We start from the raw sequence: 19,106 nt of genomic DNA, 5'->3' as shown, positions 1-19,106 counted from the left end.
AGTTAACCCTTAGCCCATTGGTAGCCACGGGCTTTCATTGTGTTAAATGTTTTCTGAGCTTTATCGATGATGGTGTCACTTAACGGCTTGCCGCTTTCATCGACCATAACCGCGATCGTGGAGCATTTGCAGTTCACGCCGTTTGCATCCTTAGCCCACCACTCCCGCTGCTCTTCTGCGGTATACAGATGGGCGTGACGCGCGGCATGGGTGCTTCGGGTCGTCGGGCTGAGCGCTGATATGTGCATCTGCTTTGTACGGATGCCATATCGTTCTCTGGCTTCGTCGTCTTCGTCCAGGCGCGCACGGCGCAGCGCGGTGGTAATCTCCGTCCTGGCAATACGATTAGCCCGGCGAGACTCAATCCCCGTCTGCTCAGTAAGGCGCTTAGCTATCTCCAGTGGATTTTGTCCGCGCCCAAGTCCATCGGTCAGTATCCGCGCCATATCCGCTTTCACACTGGCGCTGAGGTTCTTCATTTCCTCGAAGGTACGAGCGCGAACAAGAATCAGCCTACGTCGGTACGGTTCGCTGAGAAGGATTGTCGATACGCTTTCCTGTCCGGCAGCGTACACGGCTGATTGCTGCGCCAGATTGGCAAACTCCTGCGCCGTGCCGCGCTGATACGCCGGGTTGACGTAATCAGCCCAGAACCAGAATCCTGTCTCGTTATCTGCACCTAAAATCTCATCAACCAGCAATGAGGCATTGCTGAGGAGCATTGATAGCTGGGTGGAATCGAGGTCGAAGGTGTAACGCTGGTTTACTGATGGCGATGCAGGAATGCGGTCGAGAATGCCCTTGTACGCCTTGCCAATTCGCTTCATTCGCCTGGCGAACTCTCTCATCGCCCCGCGCTCAAGTCGGTCGGCACCCGTCGGGTCTTTAAGGTTTCCCGGAAGTATCGGTGACTTCGCTTTCTTCTTCGTCATCATCTACCTCTGGAAGCGGTTCGGGCGAACCCTCATACCCGGCGGCCACGCGAATTTCTTCACCAGTAAACACCTGCTCACCCGTGCCGATGGAAGCGCTGTTGATTTGCGACATCTTCTGAGCGGCATCCAGTTTTTCACTGTCGCTTTGCGCGTTGAGGTCGTCCCAGATAACGGTCTTCTGACTGACCGGATCGAGGATACTTAATTCGATCAGCTTGTCGCAGAAGTCCTCAACCTCGAATGACAGGTCGCCACGGCGAGACTGGCAGCGAGTATTGAAGTATTTCTGGTCCTCAGTGCTTGAGCGCTCGGCCTGCTGATTGCCAACCAGAATGCGCGTCGGGATATCAACTCCGGCGGCAGCGGTTTGCAGGTTGACGTTATATGTTGGTGCAGGATCGGACACGGCGGCCACAATCGGAGCAACTGAAGCCCCCTGCGTTATGAGTACCGTGTCATTCCCGATATTCATCTCTCGGGCCACCTTGTCATATATTTCGCTAAGTTCGCTGTAGTCGACGCCGTGAGCCCTGGCTATTTCATCCAGCCTTGCTTCTTTATCGAAATTGATGTTCAACTGGCGCGCGGCATTCTTAAGGAATGACTCGCCTGAACCGCCCTCCACCTTCTCCAGACTGACAAATGCGTTATAAGCTGGCTCCAGGAAGCCAATGGCATCTTCCGAGTAATCACCAAGGATGAAAACGCGATCGGGGTGGATATTGACGCGGCGACTTGAACCATTCGGCAAGCGTTCGGCGTACTGCCACATCTTCGGCTGTCCGTAGGTTTTCGAGTTCAGGCCAGTGTCCCAATCACCAACTGTCAGAGAGCCTTCCCATGCGACAGTAACCTTCTGGAGCATCTTGCCTTTCGTTACAGGCTGATCCCAGGCGAGGGAGTCATTGACGTGCAGAAGGATGCCTGCATAACGACCGACAAGACGGCGACGGTCCGCCTCAGAGAATGAGCGCCAAAACCGGTTGGTGAATACCTGTTTGGACTTTTTCTCCCAGGCGGTTTCGTTTTCACTCTCGTCGGCATCGTCACCCTCAATGATTTCCGGGTTAGTCTGCCAGCACTTGCCCACCAGCTTCTCAACGGCACCGTGAGCAATACCACCGCGCCGGTACAGGGCGTAGAGGTTTTCGTATGTGACCTGCTCAGGGAATCCATATTCGCACCACGCAGAATTACGCTTGGCGTCCAGCCCCATCGAAGGGTTAAGCAGCCCCATACGGGCGCGCGCCATCCGCGCATCGTTCAACGCATGGTTGACGGCGAGAGTTAATTTGTCAGTCATGGTTTGTCCGTTTGGTTAGCGAAGGCGTTTCGGAATCATCATCCCCACAGGTTGCGATCCATTCAGTTCAGTCAGTGCGTAAACCATCGCGTCGAGGCGGTCAGGTGATTTCTTCGCGGTGGCGGGGATGTATTCCATCAACTGGTTCTCCAACACGTAGAGATTTCCGTGATTTGCCACCCGGCCCTGCTCGTATAACGCGGATATCGGTTCAGCTCGTGCATACTTCCCTTTGCTGGCATGGACACGAATGATGCGACCTTTGAACCCGGCGTTGCGGAGTGTCTCCTCCGCCATATCGCCGCCCTGGTTAGTCTCAATAACTATCGCGTCAGCTTCGTGTTGCTCATAAGCCGATATGGCTTTCTTGGCCCATCCTGCAGGAGAATATTTGCCACTGTAATCGCCATCCACAGAAAATTGCTTTTTGTCACCAGCGCCATATGAACTGGCAACAACAATCCCGGTTTCATCGCTTTCATCACTGTTGGTCGCCTGTGGGTCGATCGCTACGACGGTGCGAACTTTGTCGTAATGAATTTGCAGCTCGCGTGCTGCGCTGATCATCACTTCTGTCCACAGAGCGCCTTCAGCATTAAACCTTCGAGGCTTCTGCATGTACTGCGCTTCAGCAGTCCGTCGGTGAGAGAACAGAGATACGCGATGCGATTCATTGTGCTTAAACGGCCACAGCCAGCCATCAGGCAGACCATGGTCAATCGGTATGGCGTGGGTGTTTTCAGGATACTGCGCAGCGTATGGCTGACTATTGTCGATAATCACCGGCAGATTCAGATGATGCCACTTCTCACCACTCCCGCCTCGCAGCAGGTATCCGCTGAGGTCGTGGTAGTGGATCCGCTGCATGATGACAATCATCGGCGTCGTCTCGATCGCCAGTCGTGATTTGATTGTCTCGTTGAAACGATTGTTGACGCCGTTTCGCACAGTATCGGAATAAGCATCATCCGGTTTAACCGGGTCATCGATAATCAACGCGCCCTGCCAGCCTGGCTCCATGTGTCCGGCACGAAAGCCGGTAACCTGTCCGGCAGCTGACGACGCGTAAACGCCGCCGCCGTGTTCAGTCCACCACATAGCCTTACTGTCGGCGTCATCGCGCAGCGCCATAGGCCACATTGACTGATAAGCCTGAGACTTAATCATGCCGCGTGCTGTCGATGAGTTCAGCAGTGCCAGATTGTGGGAATAGGACAAGTGCATGAAGCGAGCGCGGTTATTGAGTGCCAGCCCTCGCCCCATCATGTTGATGGTTGCCAGTTCGGTCTTTGTGTAGCCAGGGGGAACGTTAATGATTAATCGCTGTATCTCACCATCAATGACGCGGTCCAGCGTCTGCTGAATCACCTTGTGGTGCGGCGCGACAATCATCTTGCCGCCAGTACGTTGCTTGAAGAAGTATCGAGCGTAGTAAAGCCCGTCTACTTCGCACTCAATCTTGCGGGCGTAAGCCTTTTGCTCAGCAGTCGTCATCCTCCAACATCTCCCGCCGGGCAGCCTTATACTCTTCTTTGGTCAGTGTAGCCATTTCGATTGGCCCACCATTCTTGCCTGTATGCTCATGAGTGGCCTGCTCTTTGAAAGCCATCACATCTATGTGCTTCCCAAGCAGTTCGAGGTTTTTGATTTTATCCGGCCACTTAATTTTCTTAAGTAGCCCGACCATTTCACGCTCTTCCCCGCGGCCTTCAAACATCTCAGCCACATCGAATCCGCTAAGATATCTACGCCAGGATGAAGGCCACTCGCTTACTGGCTTCAGACTCATGTCGTCTTTGAGGATGTCGAGCACGTCCATCTGGTCAATCTCAACCAGACGATTCAGCACGTATGTCGCATTTATGCCAACCAGATCATTGCGTTGCGCTTTAAGTTCGGCAATTCTGGACTGGATGTCAGGTTTTGACAGGTTTTCGGACGCAGTGCGGTTAGCTGTCTTTGCGCTGTACCCCGCCCGAATAGCCGCTTGCGTGGCGTTTAAATCGATGAGGTACTCGCGACAGAACATTTCTTGTTTGTCGGTGAGTGCCATGTTTTATTCCAAAGGATTGAGTATGTCAGAAATTGTTAAGCGCTCTTCTAAAAACGCTGGTGATGCCGGTGAATACTTCGTTGCCTATATGCTGTCACGTCTGGGAATATCCGCAGCACTAACAACGAGTGGTTCTAGCGCTGTAGATATAATTGCCACTATTGACGGTTCAAAGAGTATCAGTATTCAGGTTAAAGGGTCTTGGGCAAGAAGCCAGCCACGTCAATGGATGGTCGGCAAGCACATGCCCGCTGCATCTCCTGATTTCTTTTACGTGTTCTGCAATATGTCTGAAGATATAGCCAATAAAACCTTTCCCGAAGTTTTCATCGTTCCGAGCGAAGTAGTCGCCAGCCATGCCACTTGGCATCACAGTGCCCCCCTATTCAAAATAAGCAAAGCTGATGAGGGGCAGTATCTTGACCGTTGGGATTACATAGCCGAGGCATTACTAGCAAAGTAATTACATACCAGCGCCAGAGCTTTTGCATAAAGCCATTACGATGGGTCTACCCATGGTGATGGCAACAAAAAACCGCCCGGAGGCGGTTAGGAATCCTGAAAATTAAACTTGAAGTGGTCAGTGACTTCATCCACAGCGAACTGGACATTGTCGGTGCCATCTGGAAAGTTAATTTCACTTCCATCATACACCCAAATGTAATGCCCTGAACCTGGGATAGCCTCATCTAATCGCGAAACCACCGCGTAAAAGCTTGATCCATCACTTCGCTGGTATATCTCATATTTGTAGTTTATGCCGCTGTTACTGACATATTGGACAGTCTCTTTAAGATAACCTTTTTTCACGTAAACCATATAAACTCCGTCTTTTATTAGGTTTACTTAAATTACAGCTGGCATTAAAAAAAGACCAAGCATTTTCATCATCAGGCGCACTCGCAAATGCGCCTTGTGATGATCAACCAACCTTGTTTTGAGAGGCTAGCTTTACAAGATCAATGAAATCCTCGCAAAATTCCAATCGGTGACCGTGATCATCAACAAAGTTGTAATCATTAAAATGCTTTAACATTTCATTGGCGCTTTTGCCAACCAATGGAGAGTTAACAATTGATTCGTCAGCCTGTTTCATCTTCAAACCTTCAGTCAGTGGGTTACGATCCTGCAACTTCAACCTTGGAGATTGCATTCCATGGGGGCGGCATCTATCAATATGCTAGAGTTCCGGCCTCCGTACACACAGCATTGATTAACGCACCTTCTAAGGGGCAGTATTTTGATGTGCATATCAAAAAAGCTGGCTACCCTTATCGCAAAGTTGGGTGATTAAACAAAGTTAGTGATTAGCTCGATTTACTAGCGGCACTGCTCAATAATGTACTGCTGTAGTGCCGCTATTTTTATTCTGTCTTCATTGATTCCGTTTCTGATATCGAGAACGTTTCGTCCAGCAGCTGAAGAGAGTTCGACGGTGGTTCCATCGTCCAGGCTGGCGGGCTGGGTGGCCTGCTTCGGACAGGTGCCGGCGACGAGCACCCGACCACCATTATCAAGCTTGCGCTGCAGAGCATCATTCTCAGCTTTAGCATCAGCTAACTCCTTCGTGTATTTAGCATCCAGTGCAGCGACTTCACGCTGGCGGGTCTGCATGTCGGTGATGGTGGCCTTTGCCAGATTCAGCTCCTGAGTTTTCTCATCTCGCTGCTTCTTGTATTCGGTGGCGTTGTCGCGGTAGTGGTTAACAGCCCAGCCAAGCGATACCACCAGGCAGATAATCACAGCCCATATAGTTGCAGTTACGCTGCTCATGATTTTGGCTCGTTTACCGTACCGCCTGCCTCTTTGAATTTGGCGATGAGGTTATCAGCTTTGTGTTCAAACTGACCATATCCAGCACCGGGCAGAGATGCCCAGATATTGCTGCAACGATCGATAGCCTGACGGATGTCACCAGCGTCGATTAACTCCAGAGCTCGGCGTTCTTTAATCTGCTGCAATGCGACAGCATCCTGGCTGGCAGGAGAGAAATCTTTCAGTCCAAGCTGTTTGCGGTAGGCATCCCACCAACGAGACAGCAGTTGATAGCGACCGGCTGCCGTAGACTTCAGCTTAGGATTCAGCGTTACCAGCTTACGAGGGTGATCGGAATAATCAGTGAATAACGATCCACCAACAATTACATCGTATCCGTGATTCCTTGTAGGCTGTCTTCCGTTATCTGTTCCTTCAGACCAGGCCAGCATATCGAGGAATGCTTTTCGCTGATTGTTAACGGTCTGCATTACCGCCTCCAAAACGATTACCAACATAGCCTGACAGGAATGTGCTGAGCTTTTTCACGCCAACGAAACCGATAAAACCACCAATACCAACGGTGAGAGCTTTCGGAACGTCGAAGTAATCAAGGGCGGAGTATGTGGTTAGCGCCAGCGCGCCACACATTAATCCTTCAAAAAACGTTTCTTTCCAGCTGCTTCCGGAATAAGCCATTCGCAGGACAGCCATCACGATTGCCATGACGACACCACCAATAGGCACGTCACCGCGCCACCAGGACGCCAGAATCTCGCTGATGTCTGCCCATCCGTGTGGAGTGTTAGGCATTTTCATAGTCTCTCTCCTCGCAGTAGAAGCGGGAGCTGTGTTTGAAAGGGGTCAGGTTCTCGGGCTGAATTTAACAACAAAGCGTGTCGATGATGATTCCCGGAACCTGAGAATAAAAAAGCCAGCGGCGCGGCTGGCAATAGAGGGTAGTGCGTTGAGCTTTCGCTCTTATGGTCCTGGTAGGTATTTAGTTCGCCCGGCTGGATTCGAACCAGCGACCAACCGCTTAGAAGGCGGTTGCTCTTTCCTCTGAGCTACAGGCAAATGATTAAAAACTATTTATTAGGCTGCGCCTGATGCTTATCAAGCATTTCCTGTATCCAGGCTTGCAGAACTGACTTATCCCTGCCGCTAGAATAGTAAACCGTTCCATTGATGCCCACCGTGGCATCATATCGACCGCTCTTTCTCAGATGAATATTCCCCTTGCTTTTTCCAGCCATACCAACTCTTTTGTATGGCTTCCTGTTCCTTGCTTGCAAGTATTTGTCAGCAAGTCGCAAGTTTGATATTTCATTGTTTCCTGGATTTCTATCAATGTGATCGATAGTCATGCCTTGCGGTATTTCGCCATTTGCAATAGACCAAACCACTCTATGAGCTCCATAGCTAATACCAGCAATTTTAACTTGGTAATAACCGTTTCCAACTTTGCTACCAGCTGGCATCCCACATTTTATTCTGTGGTTTGGGGCAACCATCCACCTCAATCCGGATGGAGACTTAGGGTCTAATTCGAAAATTCGACGAACCTCTTCCAGAGGGATGCTTATAGTTTTCATGCGTATTTACCTATAGAAACGAGCCTCGCTGCCCAGAAAACCGCCCACAGAGAGGCCGCCGCCTTTAGCGATTATCTCCGAGGTTCGTTTCTGTAGGGCTCTGTGTTGAATTTGCGCCGGGCATGGCGTGAGATTTACTTCAGGAAAATAAAAAGCCCCGCGTGATTGCGAGGCTTGAATTATTTGTGTCGACAATCAAAGCTATGGCGACGATATCAGATTTACGTGAAATATATGCTTTTCAATCCAGTTTTGCAAGACTTGTATGTAAATTTGTCGCCTTTTGTTGTGAACGTGATCGCGTTACTTGCAATAAAGCACTGCTATCAAGACGCATGAATGTACGTTTCATCTCCAGCCATCGATCGGTAAATGTCTCAGACCAGTTCTTTGGTGTGACGCCAACAAGCTCTGCCAGTTGCTGGTATTCGTAAGTTTCGCGCCCTGCCAGTTCTGCTTTCACGTCCTGCGCAGCTAACCAGATAAGGGCCCTCAGCCTATCCAGCGTCTTCCCTGCTACCTTCTTTGTGCCAAGAGAGGATTTAAACTCTGACCAAGCCCATTTAGTAATCGAAACCTGATTTTCCCATCGCACATTCTCGCTGTAGTTCCAGAGTAGCCACGCCTTCTGATGTTCATCGAGCGACAGCACTGCACGACGCCATGATGCTGTTGAATACTCAACAGGTTGCACCAGTGCGATAGATGAACCTTTGGCGCGTGACTGCTGCCCTGGAATCGGTGGGCTTGTCGGGTTCATCAGTCGACCGTTAGCAGGGTTAAGCACTTTCTTGCGGCCACGACTGCGTGGTGTTGCCTCAAACATCGCGTTCTCAGCGAAAGCTACCAGTTGCCCTTTCGTCGCCCCGCTCAGGTCTGCGGTAGCCACAATGAGCTGCTCACGAACGTATTGCAGATATTGAGTATTCATTACGCGGCTTCCTTCTGTGGCTGGTTGGTTTTGGTCTGGCTGTGCTTTGCTACTGGCGGCATGCTGGCGCGCTTAACGCTTTCTTCCTCGTATCGGTCTATTTGCTCCCGTGTCATGATGGCCTCCGATTCCAGGCGCGGATTGCATCTCGCTTTGTAAGATAGGTATCGGTTATGGGCTTGATCAGGCACTGCTTGGTAGTGCATCCGGCGTAAACACCATCGCCATCTGCAATCAGTTCTGCATCACCACCACAGAATGGACAGCTCAGTAAAGAGGCCCAGTGCGGAAGTTTGAGGTCGTAAATCATGCGACCTCCCGCAGTTTCAATGCTTTCAACTTCGCGCGGTACTCATCGCGGATACGAATGAAGTCTTCCCGGCGGTAGTTGGTCATTTCATGGGGGCCGTTGAGCCAGTCGACGTATTTCTGGCCGTAACGAGCGACCAGGCCAGCTTCGTATTGCTGCGCGACCGTCGCCTCTTTGGCGGTGTATTTGCCCGCTCCGGCATTGCAGGATTTGCACTGCTTATGGGCATTGCGCTCTTCAAAGCGCAGTTCAGGGTTAGCGCCAACCGTCTTGAAGTGGCCACAGTCCCACTGTCCGCCATGCAAATCTGGCGGATTCGTCTCTCCGCAACTGATACATGGCAAATCAGCATCACGCGCACGGATGAAGGCGTTGAATGCTTGTTGAGCCTGAGCCTTGTAATAACCGGCAGGACGTAGCTCTGCCAGTCGCTCCTTGCGGCGCTTGCGCCCTGCTTTCTCGGCCTCTTTCTGCTCTTTAATGCGCTTCGCGGCCTCCTTCACTTTCTCCTTGGCTCGCTCCTCAATTGCCAGGATGGCGCCATGCTCCGGGCAACACCAGCGGATCCTGATATCGTGGTACTTCGGCACGAACCACTCATCACAGACTTTGCACTTACGGCGGGATGGCTTACGCATGGGATACCCTCCACTCCTGCGCCCAGGAGATTCGAGCACTTGATGCTTCGGAGAACTTCACGCCGCGCTCAGTACCGAACCAGTAAATCGCCTCGATGACGTCGACCATGTAGCGCTTGCTGGATTTGGATGTGCGGACGCCGAAATAAACACGGCCGCCGTTGATGCCCGGCGCGGATTTTTGCTGCTGGTCATGAGTCTGATTCACCAGAACGGTGATGAGGTCCTTCCATTCCTCACGTGTCAGCTTCTCGCCGTGCCAGACAACCTGTTCAGACAGGTCTTTGAGTAATGGCCACATCAGACGGTTTTGCTTGTCGGTGCGAGTTTCTTCTCTCGCTTCGATAACCATCGGAGCGCGGGGGTTAACCGGGAGTGACTGGATGAAGGCGACGACGTTGCGTTTCACGTTGTCGTTAACGAGGCAGTATTGTTGCTTCACGCTTCACCTCCGCAGAGGTCAAACGCAGAATGCAGAAAATCGCAGGTGCATTTCTGCATCTGTGACAAGGTGAGGAGTTCAGATTGTGGTCGCATTTAAGTCCCCTTAAATGCGCAGAAGTCACCGCCGGGCGTTCAACTCCGACGGCGACTTAATTATGGCTGGTTGATATTACAAAATCAAACTAACTTTGGTTGCTCTTTCAGCTTCCATTTTATCTTCCTGACAGGAGGTTTGCTTATTTCTTGAAAGCCGTCTTTGGCATCATTGTAGCCGCATTCAAAGCAGGCATAGTCACCACTCCACCCCCTGCGTGTTACTTCCTTCCCAACGGCAATAGAACGACATTTAGGACAGATCATAACCCCTCCGGTTTGCATTGGACTGCAAAACGATGATATCAATTCAAACACGGAAGGGAATGGTCTTTACAAAATAAATCCCTTTAATTTCAATAGTATAATATTTCTCTTCGGAATCCATCTAAGAACGGTGAATTATTGATGGTAGTTATTTTCAATCCTCCTGCTGCGGTGCTGCTGGGTATGCGCTACCTTCCTGCCCTGGCTCGTTGCTTCCTGTGCATGTATTCCGGTGGTCATTGGCGTGCGGGCAGCGCTTGTTACCGCAATCAGGACAAACGACGAAGCGCATGTCAGTCACCGTCACGGGGCGGCAGATGTGGCACCAACACGTAGGTTCATTGAGAGCATCTCGTTCAGCCTTAATCTTCTCACCGTCAATTGCTATGCCGGAGTTGCGAATGGCATCCACCGCATCGCGCAACTTGTAAGCCGTCGTTACATGTTCAACCATATTGTTGGAGTCACCAGAATGGTCAACCATAGCGAGCTTATCCTCGGTATGGTTGGTTATCGCTTCCTGAAAGCGTTCAAGCTCCACATACTCCTGACATAACCATCCTCCATCAATGAAATCGCGCGCTTCGACAGCATCAAAGGTGAATGATGTTTCGCCGCCAGTTGGTGAGGTTAAGCCGTACAGGTCTGCTACCGGCTTAAATTGCGTGACTGGTATGGTACCTTCATTGGTGAGGGTACCATCTGCACCCTGAAGCATTGCGGCGCGGCAGGCGTTCCATCCTGCGTGATAATCAGTGAAATTCTCCGTTTTCTTGTAGGCGGGATGCGCTGGCGGTGCGGTGTAGAGCGGAACACCTTTTCCGCCGCCAGAGAACTCATTGTGTCCGTTATATTCACGACCATCTTCACCATCATACATCCACGCGACCGGCTCCCCCTTCTCCCTCCGTACTTCCCGCAGCTCTCTCATCAGCGACAGCATCTTGGGCGTCATGCCGTCCCGTTCTAACTTCCATATCATCTGGTCGAGTTCTTCGTCTGGCACTCGTTCTGTTCGGCTGATTTCGCTCATTGTCCCTCTCCTTCGATAACCTGGATGCCAGCGGCTGTGAGGCACTTCTTAACCGCATCAAGGCAGCAGTTCCACGTGTGCGCTGTGAATGGCACGTTTGATCTATCAACTCGCGGTGGCAGCTTCACGGTGAGCGTTCTGGCATCAAGCGAGGCGATGCGCATACTACCGTCAGCGATGACGCTCTCGTAATACTCGCGTTGCTCAGCAATCCGCTTCTCTGCGGCTTCCAGCTCATTCAGAAGCGCCAGTATGTCGCGTGTCATGACGAACATATTAGGGTCAAATTCATCATTCGCTTTCGCAGCTGCTGCTTTCAATTTTTCGCAAGCCTGTTTGTTGATGGTCATTGGGCTGACTCCTGGAGGCCGATAGCCTCTGCAATTTGAGCTAATACTTCTGCTGATTCTCCGCTTTCCCCAACCGGTTTATTCATCCAGTCAAACGATACCAAGCGACCCGCTTCGACTACTCCGATATTGAAGTCATCACTGCCTTGCATCTTAAAGCCGTGCTTAATGGCCTTATCGCGCTTATCGAATTCGACGCAATCAGATGTGTACCCAATGCCTCCACCATTTTCGTTGCACCACAGGTACTGCTGAATGACGATGTATGACTTACTCATAGTGCTGCTCCCTGTCGTAACTGGGCGGCGAACCCGTTGCAGAGTTCACCGGCATCCTGCAGGACAAGGCGAGCCTCTTCATGAACGCTCTGGGCATACTGTTTCAAGTATTCGCCAGCCAGCTCGGCCCCTTTCGCCCGCACTTCAGCCAGGAAAGCGTCGGTGGCCGGGGTTTTGATTTCGTCAAACGCATCCATCGCCGCATCAAGTGCCACCTGCTGGCAAGTGTCTTCATACTCACCCTGAATGCCGGTTCCAGAGCCGTTAAGCCCTTCGTGCATTTCGGATAACGTTTTACCAAAACCCTTCAGCCCCGCATTCTCCGCGACCACCGCAGCCAGTTGCTGCTCTAACTCTTCGTATGTTGGTTTCATGCGGCAGCTCCTTCAAATTGGTAAGAAATTTTAATTCCCAACTTTTTAGCCATGGCATGCTCAGCGACGGCACCTTCCGACTCTTGCCACCCATGCAGCATGTGAATGGCGTCGGCGCAGCGAAGCATCGCCAGGCAGATGTCCATATACTCACGCTGAGATAAACCATCCGGGAGCGTGGCCGGATTTAATGCCACATGACCACCTGATAACATCTGCTGTGCTACTGCGTTAAACATCGGACGGTTGTAGTTTTCGTAACCCGTCATTGGTCCTGCGATGTAAATTTTCATACCCCTACCCTCCCGTACTTGTCTGATAACTCGCCCATTTGCCTGTGGATTTCCGCAAGGTCACACCCTGCGCACCCCAGAGCTTCGGCTATGAGTTCTTCCTGTTCTTTGGATGGCCCCGCTTGGAGAATCTGATTAAGTTTCCTGTTCGATACGCCGCAGTGCTTGGCGATGCTGATGAGCGTTACACCGTTATCCTTCGCCATGGTCCTAACCATCAAGCGATAATCACTCCATTCGCTCATACCCCTACCCTCCCCCAAACCATCAATACTCGCTTCATAGCCGGACTCTGGCGGCATTCCTGGCAAATCACATTCACTGACTGACGCTTGACCGCAGCCTTACGCTTCAAGCCGGACAGGTGATAAATCCGATGGCCGGTGCGCCCGGTGAATTTGATTTCGCCTGCCTTTGCCATTTCGCAGATTGCTGCTGATACCTGTTTCACAGTCAGGCTCAGAGATTCCGCTATCTGCGGCGATGACATGCGTCGACCATCCGACAGCAGCAGTGCAATTTTCGATGGGATCGTCATCATCCCTTCGCGGCGTGACATCAGGCTGGACTCCGCGCCCTTCAGGCTGCGCTCGCGGAGGAGTTCACCACCGATGCCGGCACGCCATTCTTCGTATGCCGCCTTCCCGGCGAAGTAACCGAAGCCAGCCATGCTGTAAATCAGCCCGGTTTCACGGAGCACTGCGATTTCTTTGTCGAGTGCATGACCAGAAATGCCGATGGCCATCATCAGGTTCTTACGGGTGATTGGCTGATTTGCTGTTACGTGGTCCAGAATGCGTTGTTTCAGTGAATCCATCATGCAGCCCCTTTAGAACGGTATGAATCCCAGGTGAATGACAGCGTACATCCGCCACCATCGCTCATGCGGTCGAGAACGCGCTCACCAATGAAAGCTGCCAGCTCGTCTTTGGTCTGGTTGCTAATCAGGATGGTGGGCTTCATGCGCTCGTACCGGGTGTTGATGATTTCAAACATGATCAGCTTTTCAGCATCACTACCGAACTGCACACCAACCTCGTCGATAATCAGAAGGTCAGGCTTCGTGTAGAACCTGATAACGTCGTCTTCCGTGTTTTCGGCGGTTTTTGACCACGTCGATTTGTAAGCTCTGGCGATCCTCAGCGCGGTGGTAAAAACCGCTGAACTTTGGTGCTCAGTAATAGCGTGCCGGGCTATTGCAAGGGCAAGGTGATTCTTGCCAGTGCCGGGCTTCCCGCACATGACGAGACCACCGCCCTTCTGTAAACGCTCAGGCCATCGGCTTGCATACGCCTGACATACCTTAAGCGCGCGCTTAGCGTCATCGTTAACCGGCTCATAGTTCTGCAAGGTGCATGACTCAAACCGGGTTGGGATATCCAGGCGTTCCAGCAGAAGGGAAATATTCCGCTGCCGTGATGCATCGTCGAGCCGAATTTTCTCAGCCTGAAGTTTGATCAGCTCATCACGAAGGCAACCAGGACAACGGCTTGGGCGCGGTGGTATTTTTATGAGCGAGTTAGGGAAAGTTCTTGTCCGGCATTCAAACTGACCATGTTTTTCACAGGTTTCAGTACTGACTGAGACCTCGACATCTTCAATCTGAACAGGTGGTTGGCTCAGCTCAGCAATACATTTTTCAAGGTGGGTAATTTTTTCATCCAGCGTCATGATCAGTCCCTCGCCCATGCAGGAATTTCAGTCTGGCCATAGTCTTTGCCAGCAAAGTTCTCAGATACGCGAGACTGCGCGCGAGGGGTCTGCTTGGCGATCTTTGGCTCAAACAAACCCTGCCAGCCATTCGCGATGCTCTGGTTGATGATTTCTTCAGGCTGGTATCCGCTGCACTTGCAACGCTCAAGCAGGTTGATGGCCTGAGTTACCGTCTGCTGAGACTTAATCGGTTTCTTCAGGTCGCGACGATAATCGACCCATGACTTCCAGACCGCCTGTGACAGCCATTCAGGGAGCGAAACCCCTGCCGGATCGAATGAGGCCGATTTGGGGGATTTAGGGGGGTTATTACTATTGTCTTTATTGTCTTTTGTATGTTTGTCTTTTGTGTTTACCTGATTTGGGTAAGTGTCGTTACCTGATTCGGGTAAACATTCCTTACCTGATTCAGGTAAATTTACCTCTTTCAGGTAAACATTATCTTTCTTACCTGATGCGGGTAATTTAACCCATTCGCTGACCGATTTATTGATGCCTACCGCGCGCCCGATTTGGGTAAAGATCCCACGCTTAACCAATGCACTTTTAGCCGCTGAGCATTTGTGCGGAAGCATTCCAGTCAGAACCGAAATTTGCTCATTGCTGACCCAGTCAGATTTTTTGTTAAAGCCGTATGTTTTGCGCATAACAGCCATGAAGACCAGAAGTTGATGCTGGGACATTCCCGACAGCATGACAGCCTCCAGTAGCTCATTAGCGATGCGCGTAAACCCATCTTCAAGATCTGCCACGCGCGGCTCCTTAAGTGCCACGTCAGGCACAGGGAAATTGATTACTTCGGCAGTGTTTGCCATAATTGCTCCTGTGAATTGATCCAGTTAATTCCACCTGAGAGCCCTTTCTGTTCCAGCAGAGGGGCTTTCGACTTTTTGATACTTCCCATCTCACACCATCCCCAGCATGGTCGTGACCATTGCCATTAACGGGCCAGACATATCAGGCTCAACGTGGAACATCGACACGATCCCCTCGCTAAGTTCTTTCAGCTTCTGATGAGTCGGCGCGTTGAGCATGACGGCTTGTTTAGCCTCGCTAACCTCCTTCTCCATCGTGGCTAATCGAGACATGAAGCAGTCCTGCGGAAGCAACCGCGTGCGATATTCAAGCGGCAGGACAGCCATAATTGCTGGCGTCAGCTCGCGAACGTTCTCGCGGTACTGGTCTGAGTCGAATCGGTTATCGAGAAAACGAAATAACTTCTGCCGGGCCCGGCTGACATCTTCCGGAAAGCTGATCGCTGTGCCGCCCTGCTCCCGGTACTCGTTGATAATCAGCGCGCATACCACGTCCTGATTGTCGATAGCAGCTGACCAGGCGCGAACTGCTGCGCGGATCAACTCATGGTTATTGTCCGGTTCCGGTTGAGCGCGATTTATCATCACGCTGCTGTGTATTCCGGTACTCTGTTGATACGTAAGTGATTGCATATCGCTATCCCTTTCGTTGAATAGTTAATGATTGGCTGATTACTCAGCCGGTTTAATAGGGTTCCAGATTGTTAAAGAGCGGTGAGCTGTTACGCAGCTTGTTGAACTGATTTAGGTTTGCTGATTTCTAGAATCTGGATTGCTGTGAATTGACCACCAGATACAGCAGCAATTTTCGATGCGTATTCTGTTTCACCTGTGTAATCGGTACGTGGCAGGCAGCCACTGTTAATCCATTTATAAATTGCTCGCGGGGTACGCTCGCACGCCTTCGCCACCACCGGCACGCGGATTTGCTTGATGATGTCGCCAAGGTTCTTAGGTTGCATTTTTTAACCCTCAAATTGAACTGTAAGTACATATTATGTCGGAACTGATAGTTCACGCAAGTGATATTATGATTGAACCCATGGTTCAGGAAGAAAAAGCGCGAAAAGAATTTTCCCAAAGGCTAGCGCTGGCCTGCGATAAAGCTGGTTTACCGGTACATGGTCGTCAGGCTGAGATAGCCAAAAAGATGAAGTTGACACCAAAAGCCGTAAGCAAGTGGTTTAACGGGGAATCGATTCCAAGGCGTGGAAAGCTACAGGAGCTTGCCGCGAGCATTGGCACGTCTTCGTCTTACCTGCTGGGAGACAGCAAAGCTGATGGGATTGAGGAAGGGCATTTGCAGAAGTCTACCGAAACATTTCGTATCGATGTGCTTGATGTCTCTGTAAGCGCGGGGCCGGGTGTGATCAATAGTGAGTTCATGGAGGTGCTACGCTCCGTAGAATATTCGGTTGAAGATGCTCGGCAGATGTTTAATGGGCGTCGCCCTGAGCAGATAAGGATTATCAACGTTCGTGGAGATAGCATGTCCGGCACGATTGAGCCTGGGGATCTACTCTTTGTAGACATCAGCATTCAGCATTTTGATGGTGATGGTATCTACGCGTTCCTCTACGATGAAACAGCTCACGTTAAGCGCCTACAGAAGATGAAAGACAAGTTGTTGGTCATCTCAGACAACCATACCTATCACCCTTGGGAACCTATCGAAAAAGAAGAGATGAACAAAATATTCGTTTTCGGAAAGGTGATAGGAAGCATGCCCCAGACCTACCGTAAGCATGGATAGTAGGTGTTTAGTGGCCTGATGAGACGTTTGGGTGATGAGAGAATATCTGATAGTAGGAACGGTAACTGTGCTTACTGCCACGGTTATCTTTTTGATTGTGGCCTGATGAGACGTTTGGGTGATAGCTGGAGCTAATCGTGCTATTTGTATTGACACTCAAGGAGTGAACTTACCATAATGGTAACCATAGTAAGCTCGCATAAAGATGGATTTACAAAATCGGCATCTAAGATTACGGGCGGCCCGCTGTATAAAAACATACTTTCAATCTTAAGTGCAGCCAACATTTCAGCTGTTACTGAGCAATGTAGAAAAGATGTTGCATCCCTGGGTAAGGATGAGAATTCTTTAAAGGAATCGATTAGGCTTGCCGTTTCGCGAGGCCGATATATTGGTTCTGAATGGTGCCAGATAAACACCAATGATGTCTGGGCTGCCTGCGACGCTTACTCTTTCACTGAGTGGTCTTGGGTAGAGGCGGCTCACAAGGAAATGGAATGTGAGTTTTACATTAAATTTTGTATTGGCATAACTGGCGCGGTCGTTTTGATCGTATCCTTTCACCCACCAAGGCAAAGACATTAGGGTACCATCATGAGCATGATAAAATTATGCCCTGTCTGCGGATCTGGGCATTTAACTCGTCAATCAACGATTGAAAGCATCACCTATAAAGGTTTTACAGAGAGCTATGCTCACCTTTTCAGTGTTTGTGATATATGTCATGTTGATCAGGTAGATGCAGAAGAAATGCGCGCCAATAAACGGTCTGTGATTCGACTCAAAAAAGTCATTGATGGACTCCTCACTGGCGATGAAATGAAAGCGATCCGCACCAGCTGGCGCATATCTCAGGATGATGCCTCACGCATCTTTGGTGGCGGGCCGAAGGCATTTTCAAAATATGAAAATGATGATGTTGCTCAATCAGAATCTATGGATAAGTTAATCAGAACGGCAAACAAGTTCCCGCAAGTTTTTTCTGATTTATGCAGCGCAGCCGGGGTAACACCTTTGACTGCAATAGCTACCACCATCACGGTTAAACGCACAGTTTTCACATGGTCAGGCAGTGCAGAAACCATGTCGGCTCAGCCTGATATAGTGGAGAATTTTCATTGAGTAAAGATAAAAAATTCAAACTGGAAAATTTCTGGGTTGAGAGCTTTGAGCTTGCACAAACTGATGAACCAACTAAAACTGGTCAGCAGTTTTTTATGAATGCAACATCAAATGTTTATTACAATGACAAAAACAAAAGAGACTTCAAACTGTCATTGTCAATTGAGTTACATAAAGACAAGAAATTCATCTTCAAAGCTTGCCAGGTGGCTATAGTGAACTTTGAAGATGACATGAGCTTAGAAGAAGCTAATGAGACTATATCTGAAGTTGGATCGGCTAAATTGCTCTACCCTTACCTTCGGGCCTTTACAATTGCAACATTGAAGCTTGCGGGTCATGACAAAATCAACATCCCTGTGTTGATGTTCGACTAAAATACTTCACGACAACCACCCCGGCCTCTGAGCCGGGTTTTTATTTGACCAGTGAATTCATAATGCTAAGATGTTTCCGATTGTAATCAAAGGAAACATTAAATGAAAAAAATAGCTCTGGCAGTAGCTTTATCTGTAACCCTTGCAGGATGCGCATCTTCAGGCAACCAGCAACTTAAGAACGAAACTGAAACCAGCGTTCAGACCAAGATTCAGGAAGGAAAGACCACAAAAGCCGAAGTGAAAACTTTCTTTGGCTCCCCGGATGGGGTGTCTTACACTGACGGCGGCAATGAAATTTGGAAGTACTCATTTGCCAAGGTTAAGGTAAATGGAACATCATTCATTCCATTCTACGGACTGTTCCATAACGGTACGAACGGAACCAAGAAAGAATTGACCATTCTCTTCAAAGACGACACAGTCCAGAAGTACACGATGGCTGAATCTGCTATCAACACAAAAACAGGCTGGGCTGACTAATTCAGGATATCAAGCGCACCTTCGCGCCAGACATTTACTTCCTAAAGTATTTCCCCAGACTGCCGATAATCTTCGTTCTGAGATTGAAAAAAATAAATATCTGTATTCATTGCCCGCTCCCGTGCGGGCTTTTTTCTGTCTAAGACATGACGCTTAGACCAGATAAAACCATACAATTCAATTGCTTGTTT

The 19,106-nt window shown here is 50.1% G+C and carries 34 protein-coding genes and 1 tRNA gene; 7 read left to right on the top strand and 28 right to left on the bottom strand.

The genetic code is table 11. The features are described from left to right. Positions 1-2 precede the first annotated feature (2 nt). The 4 genes from AC1MKH_RS11045 to AC1MKH_RS11030 are packed head-to-tail and all read right to left on the bottom strand — an operon-like array spanning position 3 to position 4,291. Complete coding sequence (locus AC1MKH_RS11045) at positions 3-932, bottom strand: phage minor head protein (protein WP_276224454.1); 930 nt, start codon at positions 930-932, stop codon at positions 3-5. Continuing rightward, on the bottom strand, positions 886-2,238 hold the full coding sequence (locus AC1MKH_RS11040; RefSeq protein ID WP_327621942.1) for an anti-CBASS protein Acb1 family protein: 1,353 nt from the start codon (positions 2,236-2,238) through the stop codon (positions 886-888). Before AC1MKH_RS11040 ends, AC1MKH_RS11045 begins: the two co-directional genes overlap by 47 nt. A gap of 15 nt (positions 2,239-2,253) precedes the next feature. After that, positions 2,254-3,732 carry a phage terminase large subunit family protein gene (locus AC1MKH_RS11035; protein WP_327621943.1) on the bottom strand — a complete coding sequence of 493 codons (1,479 nt, stop codon included), beginning with the start codon at positions 3,730-3,732 and terminating at the stop codon, positions 2,254-2,256. After that, positions 3,719-4,291 carry a terminase small subunit gene (locus AC1MKH_RS11030; RefSeq protein ID WP_327621944.1) on the bottom strand — a complete coding sequence of 191 codons (573 nt, stop codon included), beginning with the start codon at positions 4,289-4,291 and terminating at the stop codon, positions 3,719-3,721. Before AC1MKH_RS11030 ends, AC1MKH_RS11035 begins: the two co-directional genes overlap by 14 nt. Positions 4,292-4,313: 22 nt before the next feature. Here AC1MKH_RS11030 and AC1MKH_RS11025 point away from each other — a divergent pair, with 22 nt between their 5' ends. Continuing rightward, complete coding sequence (locus tag AC1MKH_RS11025; protein WP_327621945.1) at positions 4,314-4,754, top strand: hypothetical protein; 441 nt, start codon at positions 4,314-4,316, stop codon at positions 4,752-4,754. An 86-nt stretch (positions 4,755-4,840) separates the two neighbouring features. Here the strand turns inward: AC1MKH_RS11025 and AC1MKH_RS11020 are convergent, their stop codons facing one another. Beyond that, complete coding sequence (locus AC1MKH_RS11020; protein WP_063944654.1) at positions 4,841-5,110, bottom strand: hypothetical protein; 270 nt, start codon at positions 5,108-5,110, stop codon at positions 4,841-4,843. 103 nt (positions 5,111-5,213) lie between these two features. After that, on the bottom strand, positions 5,214-5,387 hold the full coding sequence (locus AC1MKH_RS11015) for a hypothetical protein (RefSeq protein ID WP_169815280.1): 174 nt from the start codon (positions 5,385-5,387) through the stop codon (positions 5,214-5,216). 17 nt (positions 5,388-5,404) lie between these two features. Between AC1MKH_RS11015 and AC1MKH_RS11010 the strand changes: the two genes are divergently transcribed. Beyond that, positions 5,405-5,581, top strand: a complete 177-nt coding sequence (locus AC1MKH_RS11010; protein WP_316396054.1) for a KTSC domain-containing protein — start codon at positions 5,405-5,407, stop codon at positions 5,579-5,581. Positions 5,582-5,611: 30 nt separating this feature from the next. Here the strand turns inward: AC1MKH_RS11010 and AC1MKH_RS11005 are convergent, their stop codons facing one another. The 22 genes from AC1MKH_RS11005 to AC1MKH_RS10900 all read right to left on the bottom strand — a co-directional run bounded on the left by AC1MKH_RS11005 (position 5,612) and on the right by AC1MKH_RS10900 (position 16,142). After that, complete coding sequence (locus tag AC1MKH_RS11005; RefSeq protein WP_327621946.1) at positions 5,612-6,064, bottom strand: lysis protein; 453 nt, start codon at positions 6,062-6,064, stop codon at positions 5,612-5,614. Next, the gene (locus tag AC1MKH_RS11000) at positions 6,061-6,537 is read right to left on the bottom strand and encodes a glycoside hydrolase family 24 protein (protein WP_327621947.1); all 477 of its coding nucleotides are present in this window, start codon (positions 6,535-6,537) and stop codon (positions 6,061-6,063) included. Before AC1MKH_RS11000 ends, AC1MKH_RS11005 begins: the two co-directional genes overlap by 4 nt. Continuing rightward, positions 6,524-6,865 carry a phage holin, lambda family gene (locus AC1MKH_RS10995; RefSeq protein WP_327621948.1) on the bottom strand — a complete coding sequence of 114 codons (342 nt, stop codon included), beginning with the start codon at positions 6,863-6,865 and terminating at the stop codon, positions 6,524-6,526. Before AC1MKH_RS10995 ends, AC1MKH_RS11000 begins: the two co-directional genes overlap by 14 nt. Before the next feature lie 185 nt (positions 6,866-7,050). Continuing rightward, positions 7,051-7,123: transfer RNA gene (locus AC1MKH_RS10990), tRNA-Arg, on the bottom strand. Between the two features lie 11 nt (positions 7,124-7,134). Beyond that, positions 7,135-7,641, bottom strand: coding sequence for an HNH endonuclease (locus AC1MKH_RS10985; protein WP_081333843.1), 507 nt, complete (start codon positions 7,639-7,641; stop codon positions 7,135-7,137). Between the two features lie 241 nt (positions 7,642-7,882). After that, positions 7,883-8,572, bottom strand: a complete 690-nt coding sequence (locus AC1MKH_RS10980; RefSeq protein WP_327621949.1) for a bacteriophage antitermination protein Q — start codon at positions 8,570-8,572, stop codon at positions 7,883-7,885. Further along, positions 8,572-8,688 (bottom strand): hypothetical protein, encoded by a 117-nt coding sequence (locus tag AC1MKH_RS10975; RefSeq protein ID WP_327621950.1) that lies wholly within the window; start codon positions 8,686-8,688, stop codon positions 8,572-8,574. Before AC1MKH_RS10975 ends, AC1MKH_RS10980 begins: the two co-directional genes overlap by 1 nt. Then, positions 8,685-8,882 (bottom strand): Lar family restriction alleviation protein, encoded by a 198-nt coding sequence (locus AC1MKH_RS10970; RefSeq protein ID WP_442961940.1) that lies wholly within the window; start codon positions 8,880-8,882, stop codon positions 8,685-8,687. The genes AC1MKH_RS10975 and AC1MKH_RS10970 overlap by 4 nt, the downstream gene beginning before the upstream one ends. Continuing rightward, positions 8,879-9,520: a recombination protein NinG gene (locus AC1MKH_RS10965; RefSeq protein WP_327621951.1), complete on the bottom strand. Its 642-nt coding sequence runs from the start codon at positions 9,518-9,520 to the stop codon at positions 8,879-8,881. Before AC1MKH_RS10965 ends, AC1MKH_RS10970 begins: the two co-directional genes overlap by 4 nt. After that, positions 9,513-9,962: a recombination protein NinB gene (locus AC1MKH_RS10960; RefSeq protein ID WP_327621952.1), complete on the bottom strand. Its 450-nt coding sequence runs from the start codon at positions 9,960-9,962 to the stop codon at positions 9,513-9,515. Before AC1MKH_RS10960 ends, AC1MKH_RS10965 begins: the two co-directional genes overlap by 8 nt. Then, positions 9,959-10,057 (bottom strand): hypothetical protein, encoded by a 99-nt coding sequence (locus AC1MKH_RS10955; RefSeq protein ID WP_226852650.1) that lies wholly within the window; start codon positions 10,055-10,057, stop codon positions 9,959-9,961. The genes AC1MKH_RS10960 and AC1MKH_RS10955 overlap by 4 nt, the downstream gene beginning before the upstream one ends. Positions 10,058-10,478: 421 nt before the next feature. Beyond that, positions 10,479-11,357: a hypothetical protein gene (locus AC1MKH_RS10950; protein ID WP_327621953.1), complete on the bottom strand. Its 879-nt coding sequence runs from the start codon at positions 11,355-11,357 to the stop codon at positions 10,479-10,481. After that, a complete protein-coding gene (locus tag AC1MKH_RS10945) occupies positions 11,354-11,707 on the bottom strand; it encodes a hypothetical protein (RefSeq protein ID WP_442961941.1) in 354 nt (117 codons plus the stop codon). Before AC1MKH_RS10945 ends, AC1MKH_RS10950 begins: the two co-directional genes overlap by 4 nt. Then, a complete protein-coding gene (locus tag AC1MKH_RS10940) occupies positions 11,704-11,985 on the bottom strand; it encodes an antitoxin (protein ID WP_279275062.1) in 282 nt (93 codons plus the stop codon). Before AC1MKH_RS10940 ends, AC1MKH_RS10945 begins: the two co-directional genes overlap by 4 nt. Then, positions 11,982-12,359 carry a hypothetical protein gene (locus tag AC1MKH_RS10935; RefSeq protein ID WP_327621954.1) on the bottom strand — a complete coding sequence of 126 codons (378 nt, stop codon included), beginning with the start codon at positions 12,357-12,359 and terminating at the stop codon, positions 11,982-11,984. Before AC1MKH_RS10935 ends, AC1MKH_RS10940 begins: the two co-directional genes overlap by 4 nt. Further along, positions 12,356-12,652 carry a DUF4406 domain-containing protein gene (locus AC1MKH_RS10930; protein ID WP_023303592.1) on the bottom strand — a complete coding sequence of 99 codons (297 nt, stop codon included), beginning with the start codon at positions 12,650-12,652 and terminating at the stop codon, positions 12,356-12,358. The genes AC1MKH_RS10935 and AC1MKH_RS10930 overlap by 4 nt, the downstream gene beginning before the upstream one ends. Further along, on the bottom strand, positions 12,649-12,897 hold the full coding sequence (locus AC1MKH_RS10925; RefSeq protein WP_327621955.1) for an XRE family transcriptional regulator: 249 nt from the start codon (positions 12,895-12,897) through the stop codon (positions 12,649-12,651). The genes AC1MKH_RS10930 and AC1MKH_RS10925 overlap by 4 nt, the downstream gene beginning before the upstream one ends. Beyond that, positions 12,894-13,472 carry an ArsR family transcriptional regulator gene (locus AC1MKH_RS10920; protein ID WP_327621956.1) on the bottom strand — a complete coding sequence of 193 codons (579 nt, stop codon included), beginning with the start codon at positions 13,470-13,472 and terminating at the stop codon, positions 12,894-12,896. The genes AC1MKH_RS10925 and AC1MKH_RS10920 overlap by 4 nt, the downstream gene beginning before the upstream one ends. Beyond that, the gene (locus tag AC1MKH_RS10915) at positions 13,469-14,323 is read right to left on the bottom strand and encodes an ATP-binding protein (RefSeq protein WP_327621957.1); all 855 of its coding nucleotides are present in this window, start codon (positions 14,321-14,323) and stop codon (positions 13,469-13,471) included. The genes AC1MKH_RS10920 and AC1MKH_RS10915 overlap by 4 nt, the downstream gene beginning before the upstream one ends. Positions 14,324-14,325: 2 nt before the next feature. Further along, positions 14,326-15,180 carry a replication protein gene (locus AC1MKH_RS10910; protein ID WP_327621958.1) on the bottom strand — a complete coding sequence of 285 codons (855 nt, stop codon included), beginning with the start codon at positions 15,178-15,180 and terminating at the stop codon, positions 14,326-14,328. A gap of 90 nt (positions 15,181-15,270) precedes the next feature. After that, positions 15,271-15,813 (bottom strand): toxin YdaT domain-containing protein, encoded by a 543-nt coding sequence (locus AC1MKH_RS10905; protein ID WP_327621959.1) that lies wholly within the window; start codon positions 15,811-15,813, stop codon positions 15,271-15,273. A gap of 89 nt (positions 15,814-15,902) precedes the next feature. Next, positions 15,903-16,142, bottom strand: a complete 240-nt coding sequence (locus AC1MKH_RS10900; RefSeq protein ID WP_189622951.1) for a Cro/Cl family transcriptional regulator — start codon at positions 16,140-16,142, stop codon at positions 15,903-15,905. A 68-nt stretch (positions 16,143-16,210) separates the two neighbouring features. Between AC1MKH_RS10900 and AC1MKH_RS10895 the strand changes: the two genes are divergently transcribed. From AC1MKH_RS10895 to AC1MKH_RS10875, 5 genes are all read left to right on the top strand, one after another. Then, complete coding sequence (locus AC1MKH_RS10895; protein WP_327621960.1) at positions 16,211-16,933, top strand: XRE family transcriptional regulator; 723 nt, start codon at positions 16,211-16,213, stop codon at positions 16,931-16,933. A 177-nt stretch (positions 16,934-17,110) separates the two neighbouring features. Then, on the top strand, positions 17,111-17,518 hold the full coding sequence (locus AC1MKH_RS10890) for a hypothetical protein (RefSeq protein ID WP_488452102.1): 408 nt from the start codon (positions 17,111-17,113) through the stop codon (positions 17,516-17,518). A gap of 9 nt (positions 17,519-17,527) precedes the next feature. After that, complete coding sequence (locus AC1MKH_RS10885) at positions 17,528-18,055, top strand: type II toxin-antitoxin system MqsA family antitoxin (RefSeq protein WP_327621961.1); 528 nt, start codon at positions 17,528-17,530, stop codon at positions 18,053-18,055. Next, positions 18,052-18,432, top strand: coding sequence for a hypothetical protein (locus AC1MKH_RS10880; protein ID WP_327621962.1), 381 nt, complete (start codon positions 18,052-18,054; stop codon positions 18,430-18,432). Before AC1MKH_RS10885 ends, AC1MKH_RS10880 begins: the two co-directional genes overlap by 4 nt. Before the next feature lie 102 nt (positions 18,433-18,534). Then, positions 18,535-18,915: a hypothetical protein gene (locus AC1MKH_RS10875; RefSeq protein WP_327621963.1), complete on the top strand. Its 381-nt coding sequence runs from the start codon at positions 18,535-18,537 to the stop codon at positions 18,913-18,915. The last annotated feature ends 191 nt before the right edge of the window (positions 18,916-19,106 follow it).

This window comes from Pseudocitrobacter sp. CD920760 (assembly GCF_057782505.1).
Note: the sequence above shows the minus strand (reverse complement) of the source record. Positions and strands in the feature narration are given on the sequence as shown.

What these genes read in the sequence shown, in the direction of transcription:
- AC1MKH_RS10875 (WP_327621963.1), top strand. Translation starts at nt 18,535, where the DNA reads ATGAAAAAAATAGCTCTGGCAGTAGCTTTATCTGTAACCCTTGCAGGA.
- AC1MKH_RS10965 (WP_327621951.1), bottom strand. Translation starts at nt 9,520, where the DNA reads ATGCGTAAGCCATCCCGCCGTAAGTGCAAAGTCTGTGATGAGTGGTTC.
- AC1MKH_RS10940 (WP_279275062.1), bottom strand. Translation starts at nt 11,985, where the DNA reads ATGAGTAAGTCATACATCGTCATTCAGCAGTACCTGTGGTGCAACGAA.
- AC1MKH_RS11045 (WP_276224454.1), bottom strand. Translation starts at nt 932, where the DNA reads ATGACGAAGAAGAAAGCGAAGTCACCGATACTTCCGGGAAACCTTAAA.
- AC1MKH_RS10970 (WP_442961940.1), bottom strand. Translation starts at nt 8,882, where the DNA reads ATGATTTACGACCTCAAACTTCCGCACTGGGCCTCTTTACTGAGCTGT.
- AC1MKH_RS10995 (WP_327621948.1), bottom strand. Translation starts at nt 6,865, where the DNA reads ATGAAAATGCCTAACACTCCACACGGATGGGCAGACATCAGCGAGATT.
- AC1MKH_RS11020 (WP_063944654.1), bottom strand. Translation starts at nt 5,110, where the DNA reads ATGGTTTACGTGAAAAAAGGTTATCTTAAAGAGACTGTCCAATATGTC.
- AC1MKH_RS10950 (WP_327621953.1), bottom strand. Translation starts at nt 11,357, where the DNA reads ATGAGCGAAATCAGCCGAACAGAACGAGTGCCAGACGAAGAACTCGAC.
- AC1MKH_RS10920 (WP_327621956.1), bottom strand. Translation starts at nt 13,472, where the DNA reads ATGATGGATTCACTGAAACAACGCATTCTGGACCACGTAACAGCAAAT.
- AC1MKH_RS10980 (WP_327621949.1), bottom strand. Translation starts at nt 8,572, where the DNA reads ATGAATACTCAATATCTGCAATACGTTCGTGAGCAGCTCATTGTGGCT.
- AC1MKH_RS10945 (WP_442961941.1), bottom strand. Translation starts at nt 11,707, where the DNA reads ATGACCATCAACAAACAGGCTTGCGAAAAATTGAAAGCAGCAGCTGCG.
- AC1MKH_RS10955 (WP_226852650.1), bottom strand. Translation starts at nt 10,057, where the DNA reads ATGCGACCACAATCTGAACTCCTCACCTTGTCACAGATGCAGAAATGC.
- AC1MKH_RS10910 (WP_327621958.1), bottom strand. Translation starts at nt 15,180, where the DNA reads ATGGCAAACACTGCCGAAGTAATCAATTTCCCTGTGCCTGACGTGGCA.
- AC1MKH_RS10985 (WP_081333843.1), bottom strand. Translation starts at nt 7,641, where the DNA reads ATGAAAACTATAAGCATCCCTCTGGAAGAGGTTCGTCGAATTTTCGAA.
- AC1MKH_RS10930 (WP_023303592.1), bottom strand. Translation starts at nt 12,652, where the DNA reads ATGAAAATTTACATCGCAGGACCAATGACGGGTTACGAAAACTACAAC.
- AC1MKH_RS10895 (WP_327621960.1), top strand. Translation starts at nt 16,211, where the DNA reads ATGATTGAACCCATGGTTCAGGAAGAAAAAGCGCGAAAAGAATTTTCC.
- AC1MKH_RS10905 (WP_327621959.1), bottom strand. Translation starts at nt 15,813, where the DNA reads ATGCAATCACTTACGTATCAACAGAGTACCGGAATACACAGCAGCGTG.
- AC1MKH_RS10900 (WP_189622951.1), bottom strand. Translation starts at nt 16,142, where the DNA reads ATGCAACCTAAGAACCTTGGCGACATCATCAAGCAAATCCGCGTGCCG.
- AC1MKH_RS10925 (WP_327621955.1), bottom strand. Translation starts at nt 12,897, where the DNA reads ATGAGCGAATGGAGTGATTATCGCTTGATGGTTAGGACCATGGCGAAG.
- AC1MKH_RS11025 (WP_327621945.1), top strand. Translation starts at nt 4,314, where the DNA reads ATGTCAGAAATTGTTAAGCGCTCTTCTAAAAACGCTGGTGATGCCGGT.
- AC1MKH_RS11000 (WP_327621947.1), bottom strand. Translation starts at nt 6,537, where the DNA reads ATGCAGACCGTTAACAATCAGCGAAAAGCATTCCTCGATATGCTGGCC.
- AC1MKH_RS11015 (WP_169815280.1), bottom strand. Translation starts at nt 5,387, where the DNA reads ATGAAACAGGCTGACGAATCAATTGTTAACTCTCCATTGGTTGGCAAA.
- AC1MKH_RS10890 (WP_488452102.1), top strand. Translation starts at nt 17,111, where the DNA reads ATGGTAACCATAGTAAGCTCGCATAAAGATGGATTTACAAAATCGGCA.
- AC1MKH_RS10935 (WP_327621954.1), bottom strand. Translation starts at nt 12,359, where the DNA reads ATGAAACCAACATACGAAGAGTTAGAGCAGCAACTGGCTGCGGTGGTC.
- AC1MKH_RS10975 (WP_327621950.1), bottom strand. Translation starts at nt 8,688, where the DNA reads ATGACACGGGAGCAAATAGACCGATACGAGGAAGAAAGCGTTAAGCGC.
- AC1MKH_RS11040 (WP_327621942.1), bottom strand. Translation starts at nt 2,238, where the DNA reads ATGACTGACAAATTAACTCTCGCCGTCAACCATGCGTTGAACGATGCG.
- AC1MKH_RS10885 (WP_327621961.1), top strand. Translation starts at nt 17,528, where the DNA reads ATGAGCATGATAAAATTATGCCCTGTCTGCGGATCTGGGCATTTAACT.
- AC1MKH_RS11035 (WP_327621943.1), bottom strand. Translation starts at nt 3,732, where the DNA reads ATGACGACTGCTGAGCAAAAGGCTTACGCCCGCAAGATTGAGTGCGAA.
- AC1MKH_RS11005 (WP_327621946.1), bottom strand. Translation starts at nt 6,064, where the DNA reads ATGAGCAGCGTAACTGCAACTATATGGGCTGTGATTATCTGCCTGGTG.
- AC1MKH_RS11030 (WP_327621944.1), bottom strand. Translation starts at nt 4,291, where the DNA reads ATGGCACTCACCGACAAACAAGAAATGTTCTGTCGCGAGTACCTCATC.
- AC1MKH_RS10915 (WP_327621957.1), bottom strand. Translation starts at nt 14,323, where the DNA reads ATGACGCTGGATGAAAAAATTACCCACCTTGAAAAATGTATTGCTGAG.